General features: G+C 38.9%; 17 protein-coding genes and 2 tRNA genes. 4 read left to right on the plus strand and 15 right to left on the minus strand.

Annotation, left to right across the window (positions count from 1 at the left end; translation table 11 throughout):
* Position 1: 1 nt before the first annotated feature.
* The 9 genes from GD631_RS18525 to purU all read right to left on the minus strand — a co-directional run bounded on the left by GD631_RS18525 (position 2) and on the right by purU (position 7,912).
* Complete coding sequence (locus GD631_RS18525; protein WP_143260663.1) at positions 2-481, minus strand: ferritin; 480 nt, start codon at positions 479-481, stop codon at positions 2-4.
* Positions 482-623: 142 nt separating this feature from the next.
* Positions 624-1,784 carry a diaminopimelate decarboxylase gene (gene lysA, locus GD631_RS18530; protein WP_143260665.1) on the minus strand — a complete coding sequence of 387 codons (1,161 nt, stop codon included), beginning with the start codon at positions 1,782-1,784 and terminating at the stop codon, positions 624-626.
* Positions 1,785-1,862: 78 nt separating this feature from the next.
* Positions 1,863-3,182, minus strand: a complete 1,320-nt coding sequence (locus tag GD631_RS18535; protein WP_143260667.1) for an aspartate kinase — start codon at positions 3,180-3,182, stop codon at positions 1,863-1,865.
* A gap of 13 nt (positions 3,183-3,195) precedes the next feature.
* Entirely contained in the window at positions 3,196-3,924 is a 729-nt protein-coding gene (locus GD631_RS18540; protein WP_143260669.1) for a cell division ATP-binding protein FtsE, read from the minus strand.
* 42 nt (positions 3,925-3,966) lie between these two features.
* Complete coding sequence (gene hisIE / locus GD631_RS18545) at positions 3,967-4,578, minus strand: bifunctional phosphoribosyl-AMP cyclohydrolase/phosphoribosyl-ATP diphosphatase HisIE (RefSeq protein WP_143260670.1); 612 nt, start codon at positions 4,576-4,578, stop codon at positions 3,967-3,969.
* Between the two features lie 189 nt (positions 4,579-4,767).
* Positions 4,768-5,520, minus strand: coding sequence for an imidazole glycerol phosphate synthase subunit HisF (gene hisF, locus GD631_RS18550; protein ID WP_143260673.1), 753 nt, complete (start codon positions 5,518-5,520; stop codon positions 4,768-4,770).
* Between the two features lie 133 nt (positions 5,521-5,653).
* On the minus strand, positions 5,654-6,373 hold the full coding sequence (gene hisA, locus GD631_RS18555; RefSeq protein WP_143260675.1) for a 1-(5-phosphoribosyl)-5-[(5-phosphoribosylamino)methylideneamino]imidazole-4-carboxamide isomerase: 720 nt from the start codon (positions 6,371-6,373) through the stop codon (positions 5,654-5,656).
* Between the two features lie 91 nt (positions 6,374-6,464).
* Positions 6,465-7,055 carry an imidazole glycerol phosphate synthase subunit HisH gene (hisH, locus tag GD631_RS18560; protein WP_008025486.1) on the minus strand — a complete coding sequence of 197 codons (591 nt, stop codon included), beginning with the start codon at positions 7,053-7,055 and terminating at the stop codon, positions 6,465-6,467.
* Positions 7,055-7,912, minus strand: coding sequence for a formyltetrahydrofolate deformylase (purU, locus tag GD631_RS18565; RefSeq protein ID WP_032812087.1), 858 nt, complete (start codon positions 7,910-7,912; stop codon positions 7,055-7,057). The genes hisH and purU overlap by 1 nt, the downstream gene beginning before the upstream one ends.
* Before the next feature lie 441 nt (positions 7,913-8,353).
* Between purU and GD631_RS18570 the strand changes: the two genes are divergently transcribed.
* The 3 genes from GD631_RS18570 (at position 8,354) to GD631_RS18580 (ending at position 10,023) form a co-directional block, all read left to right on the plus strand.
* A tRNA-Asp gene (locus GD631_RS18570) sits at positions 8,354-8,427 on the plus strand.
* A 54-nt stretch (positions 8,428-8,481) separates the two neighbouring features.
* Positions 8,482-8,555: transfer RNA gene (locus GD631_RS18575), tRNA-Asp, on the plus strand.
* 244 nt (positions 8,556-8,799) lie between these two features.
* Positions 8,800-10,023 carry a site-specific integrase gene (locus GD631_RS18580; protein WP_185911508.1) on the plus strand — a complete coding sequence of 408 codons (1,224 nt, stop codon included), beginning with the start codon at positions 8,800-8,802 and terminating at the stop codon, positions 10,021-10,023.
* A gap of 8 nt (positions 10,024-10,031) precedes the next feature.
* Here GD631_RS18580 and GD631_RS18585 read toward each other — a convergent pair whose 3' ends face one another.
* The 5 genes from GD631_RS18585 to GD631_RS18605 form a co-directional block, all read right to left on the minus strand.
* Positions 10,032-10,880 carry a reverse transcriptase family protein gene (locus GD631_RS18585; protein WP_185911509.1) on the minus strand — a complete coding sequence of 283 codons (849 nt, stop codon included), beginning with the start codon at positions 10,878-10,880 and terminating at the stop codon, positions 10,032-10,034.
* An 844-nt stretch (positions 10,881-11,724) separates the two neighbouring features.
* On the minus strand, positions 11,725-12,018 hold the full coding sequence (locus GD631_RS18590; protein WP_143259702.1) for a helix-turn-helix domain-containing protein: 294 nt from the start codon (positions 12,016-12,018) through the stop codon (positions 11,725-11,727).
* A 59-nt stretch (positions 12,019-12,077) separates the two neighbouring features.
* Entirely contained in the window at positions 12,078-12,380 is a 303-nt protein-coding gene (locus GD631_RS18595) for a DUF3876 domain-containing protein (protein WP_143259700.1), read from the minus strand.
* Positions 12,381-12,390: 10 nt separating this feature from the next.
* Complete coding sequence (locus tag GD631_RS18600) at positions 12,391-12,696, minus strand: helix-turn-helix domain-containing protein (RefSeq protein WP_143259698.1); 306 nt, start codon at positions 12,694-12,696, stop codon at positions 12,391-12,393.
* The gene (locus GD631_RS18605; RefSeq protein WP_143259696.1) at positions 12,693-12,980 is read right to left on the minus strand and encodes a DUF3408 domain-containing protein; all 288 of its coding nucleotides are present in this window, start codon (positions 12,978-12,980) and stop codon (positions 12,693-12,695) included. Before GD631_RS18605 ends, GD631_RS18600 begins: the two co-directional genes overlap by 4 nt.
* A 489-nt stretch (positions 12,981-13,469) precedes the next feature.
* Here GD631_RS18605 and mobA point away from each other — a divergent pair, with 489 nt between their 5' ends.
* Positions 13,470-13,919 carry a conjugal transfer protein MobA gene (gene mobA / locus GD631_RS18610; protein ID WP_143259695.1) on the plus strand — a complete coding sequence of 150 codons (450 nt, stop codon included), beginning with the start codon at positions 13,470-13,472 and terminating at the stop codon, positions 13,917-13,919.
* Between the two features lie 66 nt (positions 13,920-13,985).
* Here mobA and GD631_RS18615 read toward each other — a convergent pair whose 3' ends face one another.
* Positions 13,986-14,309 (minus strand): helix-turn-helix domain-containing protein, encoded by a 324-nt coding sequence (locus GD631_RS18615; protein ID WP_010992860.1) that lies wholly within the window; start codon positions 14,307-14,309, stop codon positions 13,986-13,988.
* Between the last annotated feature and the right edge of the window lie 38 nt (positions 14,310-14,347).

Consider the following 14,347-nt stretch of genomic DNA (forward strand, 5'->3'; position numbering starts at 1 on the left):
ATTAACGCTGTCCCAATTGTGAATCTACGAAGAAAATTCCGGTATCACCGGCTTTCTTGACTTTATCAACAATGCCTTGCGCTGTAGCTTCTTCTTCTACTTGTTCACGAACAAATCCCCACAAGAAATCCTGTGTTGCTTTATCCTTTTCAGCAGCTGCTACGTCTACCAGCTTGTCCACCAATTGAGAAACATGACATTCATGTTTGTAAACGTGTTCAAAAACTTCGAGTGGTGTACCCCATCCGTTAGGAACAACATCTATTTTATCCACTTTAGCAGTTCCTCCACGTTTGATGATATAATCTGCCATTGCATAAGCATGTCCCATTTCTTCCTGGGATTGCTTTTTCATCCAATGAGCAAAACCGCTGAAACCTTCTTTCTCAAAATAGAAAGACATTGCTAAATACAGGTTAGCAGACCACATTTCAGCAGTAATCTGTTCGTTAATTGCATTCTGTAATTTTTCTGAAATCATAATCGTATTTTTTATTAAGTTGTTAATGTAGTTTCTTTTTGAACTCATTACAAAAATAACACGCTTTCAGTTAAAATTGTTCCATGCGCCCTCTATTTTTAAACTACATTCACATTTTGATTGTAGCGGTTCATTTTTCTACTTACACCAGTTCGTCAGAAGTATATCCTTTTGGCAGTTCACGGCAGTTGTATCCGGAAGCCATAATTTCGCCATAAGCACCGGCAGAGCGAAGAGCTATCAAGTCACCACGCTTCACTTTGTTCAAATCAATTGCTTTTCCGAAAACATCTGACGATTCACAGATCGGCCCTACTACATCGTATGCTTCCAACGGTTCTTCAGAAGTTATATTTTCCATTTTATGGAATGCCTGATACAAAGCCGGACGGATCAGATCGGTCATACCTGCATCAAGGATGGCAAATTTCTTCCGTGTTCCTTGTTTTACATAAAGGACCTTGGATATCAAAGAACCACACTGGCCTACAACAGCACGTCCCAGCTCAAAATGCAATGTCTGATAAGGACGCAATTTCAATTGTCCGGCATAGGTAGCAAAGTAATCTTTGAAATTCGGGATAGCCTGACGGTTGGGGTGTCCGTAATCAATACCCAAGCCACCACCTACGTTGATATGTTCTACCAGAATTCTCCGTGCTTCCAGTTTGTCCTGCAACTCATTGACACGATTGCAGAGGGCCACGAAATCACCCATATCCAGAATCTGCGAACCAATGTGAAAGTGAAGACCGATAAACTTTACGTTTTTCATCTCTTGTGCTACGTCTATCACCTTGTCCATGTCCTGCATACTGATACCGAATTTGTTTTCTGCCAAACCGGTAGTTATATTGGCATGTGTATGTGCACCGACATCGGGATTGATGCGGAAAGCAACATTGGCAATTTTATTTTGAGCAGCAGCCAATTCATTGATTACTTCCAGTTCGGGGATAGACTCGACATTGAAACAGAAGATGCCATACTCCAGTCCGAGATTGATTTCCCAGTCGGCTTTGCCAACTCCTGCGAAAACAACTTTATTGGCAGGGAATCCGGCACGAATAGCGGCACGGATTTCTCCGCCGCTCACACAGTCGGCTCCCATTCCGCTCTCACGGATAATGGTAAGTACTTTCGGGTTGGCATTGGCTTTAACAGCGTAATGCACTGAATAATTAGGATATTTGGCAACCTCATGGTTAATAGCCGACAATGTATCACGCAGCACTTTGGTATCGTAATAATAGAAAGGTGTCTGCAAAGTACGGAATTTATCGATTGGAAATATTCCCTTCATAATTCGAAAAACTTGTTTAGTTGGTTAAAAAAGAGCGCTTTTATCAGTTCGGTAAAAGCGCTCGTGTTATTTGTGGATTTATTTGTCGTTGAAAAGCATATCGCTCAACGACTGTAAAGCTACTTTCTTATCGCATTCCCGAATGAGGAAGGAGATATTGTAGTTACTTCCTCCGAACGAGATCATTCGCACCGGTATATTCCGCATCGCATCAAGTGCTTTCGCTTCAAAACCGACATTTTCCCATTCAAGGTCACCTACAACGCAGATGATACACATATCTTTATCAACGGTTACTGTTCCGTATTTTTTCAGATCGTCCAGAATCTCGTTAAGATGCTTCGTGTTATCGATTGTTACAGATACACCCACCTCTGAAGTACAGATCATATCGATAGATGTCTGATAGCTTTCGAAGATTTCGAATACCTTACGCAGGAAACCGTGAGCCAATAACATACGGCTGGATTTGATCTTGATAGCAGTAATGTTTTCTTTTGCGGCTACTGCCTTGATTTTACCTTTTTCCGTATCGTTGGAAATCAGCGTGCCCGGAGCATCCGGATCCATTGTATTCAACAGACGAACAGGGATATTGGCATATTTAGCGGGCTGGATACAGGTAGGGTGCAGGATTTTTGCACCGAAGTAAGCCAACTCGGCTGCTTCTTCAAAGTGAAGCTGACGTACCGGAGCGGTCTTGTCAACAATACGCGGGTCGTTATTGTGCATACCGTCGATATCTGTCCAAATCTGGATTTCGGAAGCGTTTACTGCGGCTCCAATCAGAGAAGCTGTGTAGTCACTACCACCACGTTGCAGATTGTCTATCTCACCGTAAGCATTGCGACAGATGAAACCTTGTGTAATGTAGATTTCTGCATCCGGATAGAGTTCGAGCTGTGCGCGCAACTTATCCTTAATATATACAGGATCCGGTTCTGCGTTCTTGTCAGTACGCATGAATTCCAAAGCCGGAAGCAACACAGACTTCACACCACATTCCTGCAGGTAGAAGTTTACCATCGCCGTAGAAATAAGCTCCCCCTGTGCCAAAACCACTTTCTCTTCGAACAAAGTGAAAAGGTCTTTAGTATAGGAGCGGATGTAGTCGAAGTGGGATTTGACAACTTCAAGACCTTTCTGTTTATATTCCTGGGTTGCAAAAAGCTCATCAATGTGCTGTTTATATTTCATTTCCAGCTTATTGATAATCTCGTTGGCACCCTCCGGATTCTTCTTATACAGATAGTCCGAAATTTCCACCAATGTGTTTGTTGTTCCTGACATAGCAGAAAGAACAACAATCTTTTGTTCACCATCGGTAATCAATTTGGCTACTTCCTTCATGCGCTGAGCAGAACCTACGGAAGTTCCTCCAAACTTTAAAACTTTCATTTTCGTTACTGTTTTAGTTATCTATATTTAAATCTATTTCTATTGTTCTCTGTCTGGGCATGTATTCGGCTGTCACATCTACAATCTGATGGTCGGCACAACGATATACCCTGCCCGGATACTCTTTTAGCAATTGCAGATTGTGCGTTGTCATCACTACGGATGAGCCGGATTCACAGATATTGCGCAACAATTCAACAATGGCTTTACCTGTCTCTACATCCAAATTTCCGGTGGGTTCATCCGCCAGAATAATAGCGGGAGAATTGAGTACGGCACGTGCAATCACAATGCGTTGTTGCTCTCCACCGGAAAGCTCGTTCGGGAGCTTATAACCTTTGTTGGACATTCCCACCAATTGAAGCACTTCTTCAATGCGGTCTTGGATTTCCTGTTTGTTTTTCCAGCCTGTGGCACGAAGCACAAATTCCAGATTATTATATACAGTTCGGTCTGTGAGCAACTGAAAATCCTGAAAGACAATGCCTAATTTCCGGCGCAATTGCGGGATATGTTTACGTTTGATAGAACGCATGTTATAACCCAACACTTCCGCTTCACCGTCAATTACGTCCAGTTCGCCATACAAGGTCTTGAGCAAACTCGTTTTTCCCGAGCCTACTTTTCCGATCAAATAGACGAACTCTCCTTTGTGCAATTCCAGATTTACGTCGCTTAGCACACAGAGTTCCTGTTGATGGATTTCTACGTTCTTATATTGAATCAACGCCTCGTCATCCATACTGGCTCCTGTTTTAATTTTTAATTATTAAATTTTAATTGTTTAGTGCTTCTTCCATGTACTGCTGTGTCTTTCCTGCAATTCACGTGCAAGGTCTTCGAGACGATAGCCTTTTGAAGTAAGCAATACAATCATGTGATAAATAAGGTCGGCTCCTTCGTAGATCAAACGTTCGTCAGTACCGTTTGTTGCTTCAATTACTGTTTCTACAGCTTCTTCACCTACTTTTTGAGCTATCTTATTGATTCCCGACTGAAACAGACTGGTAGTATAAGACCCTTCAGGCATTTCTTCATGACGTTTGTCTATGAAATCTTGCAATACTTTCAGGAACATAACCGGTTCTTCGTTTTTCTCACCCCAACAAGTATCTGTACCTATGTGGCACACGGGGCCTACCGGATCTACCTGAATCAATAGTGTATCATTGTCGCAATCGGCCTTTATAGATACAACATGAAGGAAGTTACCGCTTTCTTCGCCTTTTGTCCACAAACGGTTCTTGGTACGGCTAAAAAATGTCACCTTTCCGGTTTCTACCGTTTTATCATAAGCTTCTTTATTCATGAAACCCAGCATCAAGACTTTACGTGTCTCGTTGTCCTGTATGATAGCCGGAACAAGTCCGTTCATTTTATCGAAATCCAATTCCATTTTTATATAAGTTCTAATTACTATTTCAAATTACAATTACGCTCTCTTCGCCTACGGAGTTTTTTGCAGATATCTCATTCTATTTATCTAAATATATTATCCATCTGCATGAAAACCCGGCCGAGGTGCCTCCCTCCTGATGGCAATTCCTTCACCGCAGCCTAAAGGCTAATTTTTACTACGCAGCAATTACCTGATAGTAATTCCTTCGCCGCAAAGATACGATTTTAATTCGGGAATTTTAATTTCTCCGAAGTGAAAAACGCTGGCAGCCAATGCAGCATCCGCCTTTCCTTGTAAAAAGACATCGCGGAAGTGCTCTTTACACCCCGCACCTCCCGAAGCAATGATAGGAATGGAAAGCTGATCCGCCAAAGCGGCAAGTGCATCATTTGCATAACCGGCCTTTACACCATCGTGATTCATGCTTGTGAAGAGAATCTCTCCTGCTCCGCGTTCCTGAGCTTCTTTTGTCCACTCAAACAAGTCTTTATCCGTTTCGATACGTCCTCCATTCAAGTAACATTTCCAACCATTTTCGGTTTGTTTGGCATCTACTGCCAACACACAAACCTGCGAACCGAAATTCTTTGCAATCTCGTCAATCAATTGAGGATTACGGATAGCGGAAGAATTGATAGAGATCTTATCCGCCCCTGCATTCAACAGGCGGTCTACATCACTTAATTCGTTGATGCCGCCACCTACGGTAAATGGGATATTGATATTAGCAGCAATCCGTTTTACCAATTCCGTAAAAGTCTTACGTCCTTCATGACTTGCGGTGATATCCAGAAAAACAAGTTCATCTGCTCCTTGTTCACTGTAAGCACGGCCTAACTCTACCGGATCACCAGCTTGGCGCAAATTGACAAAATTCGTTCCTTTCACAGTTTGTCCGTCTTTTATATCCAGACAAGGTACTATTCTTTTTGCTAACACAATCCTATTTTATTTATTGTTCAACAATTTATAATCTATATTCCTAAAGCTTGATTCTTTATTTCCTCTTATAACAATAAGGTAGCCATTTATAATATAAAATATAAACAGCCATTTCATTCTGGTACACTAATTATAAAAAGATTCTCAAATCTTTTAAGGTAATATGTCCTTCATATAATGCCTTACCGAAAATAACTCCGGGAACACCAGCTTCATCCAAAGCAACAATATCATCCACCTTACTCACCCCACCACTAGCCATCAGATAGAGATCGGGAAATTTTGCCAGCATCTCCTTATATAAATCAATCGAAGGACCACCCAACATTCCGTCACAGCTAATATCCGTACAGATTACTTTTCGTATACCTTTATCTATATAATTTTCAAGAAATGGAAAAAGTTCACAGGCACTTTCGTCTTTCCAACCATTGACAGCTATCTTATGATCTTTCACATCTGCCCCCAGAATGATTTTCTCACTGCCATATACTTCCAGCCAATGACAGAACAATTCCGGATCTTTCACCGCAATACTTCCACCTGTAACCATCTGCGCTCCACTTTCAAAAGCTATTTTCAAATCTTCATCACTCTTTACTCCACCACCAAAATCGATAACAAGAGAAGTGTGTACAGCAATCCGTTCCAACACCCGATAATTGACTACATGATGAGAAGCGGCACCGTCCAAGTCTACCACGTGAAGCCTGCGAACACCGTTCGCTTCAAACTCCTTGGCAACTTCCACCGGATTTTCATTATACACCTTTTTACTATCGTAATCTCCCTGGGAAAGGCGTACGCACTTTCCGTCAATAATATCAATGGCTGGAATAATTTCTATCATCTATTATTTATTTGCTAAAAGTTTATTATAAACGATGAACGAGTTTATTATAAACTATGATGGAGTTTATTATAAACGGCAACATAGTTTATTATAGATTCAAAAAGTTCGTCAGAATTTTCTCTCCCGTCTTGCCGCTTTTCTCCGGATGAAACTGGGTAGCATAAAAATTATCTTTATGCAAAGCAGCACTAAACGGATGAATATAATCAGTTGTAGCAGCAGTAAAGTCACAAGTAGGCACATAAAAACTATGCACGAAGTAGACAAATTCTTCGTCGGTGAATCCTTCAAAGAGTTTGCTGTTCGTTTCCCCAATTGTGTTCCAACCCATGTGCGGAACTTTATCTTCATGCTTCTGTGGAACAAAACGTTTCACGTCCACATCAAAGATATTCAAACAATCGACCTCTCCTTCTTCAGAATACCGACACATCAACTGCATACCGAGACAAATTCCAAATACAGGCTGACGGAGATTTTTTATCAGTTCGTCCATTCCCGTTGCTTTCAAGTGGTTCATGGTAGTTTCCGCCTCTCCCACTCCGGGGAAAATAACTTTATCTGCTGATTGGAGTTCTTCTTTATCAGCAGTAATCACCGCTTCCACACCCAACCGCTTTAAAGCATAATCCACAGAACGAATATTGCCGGCATTGTATTTTACAACTGCTACTTTCATCAGCTAAATATTACTGTTTTATTTTTATAAGCCAAAACTTTACGTTCGATGTGCTTCTGCACTGCACGCGAAAGAACGATTTTTTCCAAATCTTTTCCCTTATTTACAAGGTCCTCAATAGCGTCTTTATGAGTAATGCGTACTACATCCTGTTCAATAATCGGTCCGGCATCCAGTTCTGACGTTACATAATGACTAGTTGCACCAATAATTTTCACACCTCTCTGGAAAGCCGCATGATAAGGCTTCGCCCCTACAAACGCAGGAAGGAAAGAATGGTGAATATTGATAATCTTATTCGGATAAGCATTAATCATCTGCTCGGAAATTACTTGCATATAGCGTGCCAATACAATAAATGTAATCTTATGTTTGGCAAGCAGTTCCATCTCCTTACGCTCCTGTTCTTCTTTTGTCTCCTTTGTGATAGGAAACAGATAGAAAGGAATTCCAAACCGCTCTGCTACGTGCTGCAAATCCGGATGGTTGCTTATAATAAGAGGTATTTCTACATTCCATTCTCCGGCTGTATACCGTGCTAACATATCGAAAAGACAGTGTGACAGCTTAGAAACGAAAATAGCCATACGTGGTTTTACATCAGAGAAATAAAGACGAAAATCCATTTCATATTTTTGCCCGTAGAGAGTTCTGAAATAATCTTCAATTTTCTCCTGCGGAACCAGAAAGTCTTTCAGTTCCCATTCAATACGCATGAAGAATATGTTCTCTACATGATCTACATATTGATCCAGATAGATAATATTTCCTTTGTTTACCGTAATAAAGTCTGTCACCTCTGCAAGGATTCCCGGTTTGTCGGGACAGTGCAATAACAGTTTGGCTGTTGTCATCATTCTTTTTACTAATTAACGATTCTAGGCGGATTATTTTCCACCTTTCTTATTTTAGTCCGCAAAAATAACGATTTATTGCAAAATTACGAATTATTCAAGCAGAAAGTTGATATAAAAACGGTGATTTCTTACAGATAGAAAGATATCGAGAGTTATTTTCTATGAATAGAATGACAAACTTCAGGATAGTGACGCTATTGACTTCAGATAGTGACGCTATCCTATCGTGATGGCGTCACTATAACAACCGGATAGCGTCACTATCCGAAGAGAAAAAAAAACAATATTTATTTCATTACAAAAGTACTCAAAATGAGACACTAAGCGTTTTTCTCGTTTTTTCTTGAAAAAAACTTTTCTCAAAACGCTTGCAGATTTACAAAAAACAACTACCTTTGCACCCGCAATCGAGAGAGATGCAGATTAACAAAATGAAATTCTGGTGCGTTAGTTCAGTTGGTTAGAATACATGCCTGTCACGCATGGGGTCACGGGTTCGAGTCCCGTACGCACCGCTTCTTCAATAGAGAGGCAGAAAGAAATAAAAAGAGTTAGTCCAAATAAAATTTGGTGCGTTAGTTCAGTTGGTTAGAATACATGCCTGTCACGCATGGGGTCACGGGTTCGAGTCCCGTACGCACCGCAAAAGCAAATAGCAAATGAAAGAAAAGCTCTGAAATTCAAGGATTTCAGAGCTTTTTCTTTTTCTCCACTTCGGCAAAAAATAGTAGTTTTAGGCAGTTCTCACGTGGCTTATTCGTGGGACTTTTTGAAAGCCGTTTTTGCTCCCACGAATTGACGCATTTGTCTTTGATTGTCAGCTTTTTGCGTAGCTGGTTTTTGAGTGTAGCAAACTAATTTTGTACCACTTAAAAAAACAAAGAATTATGGGAGCAGTGAAAAGAAACACACTAAGCGTATTGTTTATCATCAAGAAAGCGAAACTTCTGAAAAACGGTGAAGCTCCTGTCTGTATGCGCATCACCGTAAACAAGCGAGTAGCCGAAGTTATGATTAAACGGAGTATTCCAGTAGATTTATGGAATCAGAAAAAGGAATGTTCCAAAGGAAAAGACCGGGTAGCCATCGAACTGAACCACTATATCAATACGGTTCGTGCCAAAGTATTGCAGATACACCGTGAATTGGAGATAGACAACAAACCGATAACAGCCGATATTATAAAGGATTGTTTCTACGGACGGGACAAGGTACAGCGCACCTTGCTGGAAGTGTATGCAGAGCATAACGAAAAATGTCGTGCCCTGATTGGCAAAGAATATACGGAAAGCACAGTTACCAAGTTTGATACTTCAATAAACCGCTTGAAAGAATATATCCGTAGTTGCTACCACCGTGATGATATAATGCTGGCAGAACTGGATGGGCAATTTATTCGTGATTTTGATTTTTGGCTGAAAACGGATAAGCATTGCCAAAATAATTCCGCATTGAAGCATTTGAAGAACTTGAAAAAAGTTGTTCGTATTGCTTTGGCTAACGACTGGATAAAGAAAGACCCGTTTTACGGCATCCACTTCAAGCAGGAAGAAGTTAATGTAGAGTTCCTTTCACGTGAAGAATTGGATGTTTTGATGAACAAAGAATTTACTATCAAACGTTTGGAGCAGGTAAGGGATATTTTTGTCTTTTGCTGTTTTACCGCACTTGCTTTCGTTGATGTGCAGCAGTTAAGCCGTGAGCACCTGATAAAAGACAATAACGGTGCTTTGTGGATACGCAAGGCACGGCAGAAAACCAATCAGATGTGCAACATTCCCGTTTTATCCATTCCCCAAAGGATATTGGGGAAATATGAAGATAATGCAGAGTGTATAAAGAAAGGTGTGCTTTTACCCGTAATCAGTAATCAGCGCATGAATGCCTACTTAAAAGAAATCGCTGATTTATGCGGCATTACCAAACGCTTAACTACACATGTTGCCCGGCATACTGCGGCTACCGTTGTTTTTCTCGCCAATGATGTGTCAATGGAAAATGTCTCTAAGATTTTGGGACATTCCAATATCAGAATGACACAGCATTATGCAAAAGTTTTAGATAGCTCTATTATGCGTGATATGTTGAATGTGGAGAAGAATTTTAAATAGAAAAAGAATTATGCTTGCTTTATTCTTTGACGATACATAGTTAGTCCTTTTATCTTTAAGAATGCTTGTTCATTGTTTTGAATGTCCGCCTTGATTCGCTTTATTCTTTTATTATATGATTGTGGTATTTTAAGTTTATTGTTTTGACATATTACACCAGTAACTATTGGATTTTTTGTTTTATAAAAAGTTTTAGAATGACTAATTTTATATCCTGAAGTAGTTATAATAGATAATATTTCAGGGATTTTTTTATGGAAATCTATAGAAGAAGACATTGTTATATCATCAACAAATATTGAAAATTTAATATTATTCTCTTTTGCTAATGCCTGTATTCTATCGCCAACAGGCTTGAATACCAAATTAGCTATTAATGTTGATGTTGGAACACCTTGTGGAACTTGATAATTATGTGTAGTAAGTTTAGTTAAAGTTCTTGCAATTTCAGGGGTGCATCCTAATTTTAAAAACATATAAAACACCATTTTATGATTAATGGAAGGAAAAAAGGATTTCAAGTCTGTAGTAAATACATATTTATTACCTTGATGATATTTAGCGTTAAGAATATTATCCTTCTTAGGAATACCTCCAAAAAAATAATTAGGAAGAGTTGTTTTTGAAAGTAAATAGTTATACAATCTTTTTTGTATAACTTTCAAATCTTTATTAGTGGAGTTAATTGTGCGTTTTTTTATTGTTCCATCAGAATTATATAAAGGTTCATTGGTGTCTTTATTTAATTTAGGCTTTTCCCATGTAGAGTAATATTTATCTATATTCTCTATAATGGAATCCAATTGTTGACGAGAAACTTTTAGTATATATAGCAAATGCTTTTCGGTTGTAATCATCCTACTAAAATGTATAAAAGAAATTAGAGAGCCGATAGAATATCAAAAACGGTTTTCAAAAAACTGTATATTTTTGAAATAACTGGAATTACCTTAAACAAACTTTTAAAAAGTAGATATAAGGTGCTTCCACATTTTTGAATAGACTTTAATAGTTGAGAAAACTCATCTATTTTTTTTGTCATTCTTCCTATCTTCGAAGAGCAATGGGAGGTTTTTATTTTTCCTCCTTTTGAAGGTATAACCTTTTTCATGATATATAATATTAAATGATTATATGGCAATATCGCCATGTCCTCAATCAATATTACTAATAACCAATAATACTATATACATTACCTTCTTTTGCTCTCTATTTTCATGTCCTAACAGACGTAGAGACGATTTACAAGTGGGGAATCCCTATATAGAATGCCAACAAACTATAAATGGATAAATCGCTATCTCTGATGTTTATCATTAATATAGATGAACACAGATGCTCGTCCCATAAAACCATATTGGTGTGATAAATCACTTTAATTTTGTAGTACTATTGGTTAAATTGTACCTTCTTCTACATTCTTTCAAAGAACGAATACTTTGCAAAAGTATAGAATAAAATAGTATTACCAAAGAAAAATGCTATGTAATTTTCCCAAGCTGAATAAAATATTAACAAAGGTAAGCTCCGTATTCCGTCCGTTCAAGTCCAAGCCCTACGGGTTTGAAAGAAAATCTCCACACCTCACGATGTTCGGGTAGTATTTTCTTCCAAAGACTTGCACAGACGGAATACTACACTAATAAAGTTAATGTTCTTAGTCAGTTTCGGAAAAAAATGTGTTTTTTTAAGGATGGTAGGTTATTCCTGCCGTTCCTTGTTGTAGTAGGTCTGCAAGAGCCTTTCTATATCGCTTTGACGGTAGATTATTTTGCCTTTTATCTGAATGTAAGGGATAACGCCCGTATCTCTCCATTCTTGCAGCGTGCGGATGCTTACTTTCAGCCATTTGGCTGCATCCCTGTTGCTTAGAAACTTTTCGCCGTTCAAATGCGGTCTGTTTTCCTTTGCCAGTAGGCTGATACCGTCTAACATTCTTTCCATAGACTGAAAGAAGTCTTTAATTATCTCACTATTGCCGTTTATCAGTTCCATATTATTACATCGTTATATTGATTTATAATTCGTTTGTATGATTGACAGACATACGCCTGTCAGTTACGCAGATATTCGCCATAGTAGGATATGGAAATACTATCTTTTACCACATCATAACTGATATAAAGCCGTTTAAAGGCTTCAATGATGAAGTAACGGTTATCTCCTTTCTGTATCTCGTAAACGGCTGGTTTCGCTTGTCCGTTATCCGATACATGGAGCATCGAAAGGAAATACTTTTTCTTGCTTTGGTATATCATCACTGTAGGATGAAGGTTTAAACTTTCCCATATTCCGACAATAGCAGATAATTTGAATGATTGGTTTATTTCCGTATTATATTCTTCTTTATTTTCCATATGGCAATCTTTATTTATTGTTTGATGTATAATTCGTTTTCTTGTTTTCCGTACATTCTACAATCAGTCTTTCAATATCGGCAGATTTATAGTACAGTTTGTTACCTATTTGGGAGTAGCCCAGTTTACCGCAATTCCGGTAGTTCTGTAAACTTCGGATGCTGATACCGAGCAGGGCACACACTTCACGACCTGACAGCCATTTATCCGGCTGACAGGTATTCTCTTTACAAATCCTTTCCACCTGACTGGCGAAGCCGGAAAACCGACCGCACACCTGTTTAAAGGTCTGTTCCTCAATAGTTATGATATTCATATGTTTTTCTCTTTTGGCTGGTTGAATATCCCTTTTTGCATTTCTTCCCGATAGAGAGCCGAAAGAACATCATTGTGCGTATTCAAATGTTCTTCCAGTACGTTATCAATGAAATTTCCGATACTTACCTGTTTGCCTGTAATCACGCCTACAATTTGCATGATACGTTTTTGTATCTCTCCGCTTATGTACACGCTTTGACGGTTGCAGATTGTTCGCTTTTGGAGATACACCGCTTTGTAGTTCTCCTGTTTTTGCTGTAATGATTGTTTTACTTCTTCCATGCTTTCAAGTTTTAATGGTTTATAAATAAGTTGATTGATTTCCAATACTGATTGAAAGAAAGCCAGCCAGTTTTATAGCTATATCGCTTTTTCTTTAAATAGCTTTCAATCATAGTTCAAAGCCATTTCTAAAGATTGTTTGGCGGTCTTATATATTGCTTTCATTCAATCAATTTCCGGCAAAGAAAAGAGTAAAAACAGATGCTTTTAAAAACTGGCTTACTTTGACCGTTTGTGTCGTAATTTGGCGTAGTGGGCTATATTTCAAAGACAAATTGCTGTCTGTAATTTTGTAATCGATAAACAGACAGAGGAAGAAGCCGAACCGCTTGCTTTGGCAATCCGACGGAAGGAGGATTTTTATGTTCATTAGAACATAGCAAGTTGTGTTTTGAGGTCCGCTATTCGCTTTTTGCACCTCAAAACCTTGCCACCTTAGTAGGTGGTTTGGTTTACTCCGAAATCGTAAACCTTGTAAAAATTATAATTATGGAACAGAAAAAGAAGTACCAACACAATGGAGGGCGCAAGCCTAAACTTGACCCACGGACACACCGTTATTCGTTCAATTTGGACGATGTGGAGAACGCCAAATTCCTGTCATTCTTTGATAGGTCAGGCTACACTATCAAAGCGCATTTTATTAAGAATTGCGTTTTCGGTAAGTCGTTTAAGGTAACAATCAGGGATAAAAGTAAGGTGGATTATTACATTCAGCTAACACAGTTTTACTCACAATTCAGGAGCATAGGGCAGAATTACAATCAGGTAGTGAAAGAACTTCATTCCAATTTTTCAGAGAAGAAAGCACTTGCTTTACTTTACAGGCTGGAACAATGTACTTTGGAATTGATAAAGACTAATGAAATGATAGTACTTTTAAGCAGACGGTTTGAACAGTCCTACCAAAGAGAGGGGACAATATCGGCAGAGGAATAAAAACGGCTTGCCAAAAAAGAAAAATCCCGAAGTTACCACGTGTACAACTTCGGGATAGTTTCTTTCTTATTTGTCCGTTCCGTGTTCTTTTTCAAACTTTCGGAGCGTACCAACATCAAACCTTTTCTTTATGAACTCACGCACATCGGAAGCCCGATAATAGGCTTTTCCGCTAATCATCATAAAGGGCAGCAGTTTCTTGCTTCTCAATCTCTGTAACGTTCGGGTACTTACTTTGAACAACAGGCATAAGTCCTGATTATCCAAAAGTTTATCTCCCGGCATTACTTCGGGATTGGTTTGCAAACTCTTTACGTCTTTGCCTACTTCTTCCAATTTATCAAGAAGTTTCTGCATCCAGTCTTTAAACTCGTAATTATCTACATACATATTGCTTCATTTTTCTGATTATACACTAATGATTACCA

It is taken from the genome of Bacteroides luhongzhouii (genome assembly GCF_009193295.2).
GTDB lineage: Bacteria > Bacteroidota > Bacteroidia > Bacteroidales > Bacteroidaceae > Bacteroides > Bacteroides luhongzhouii.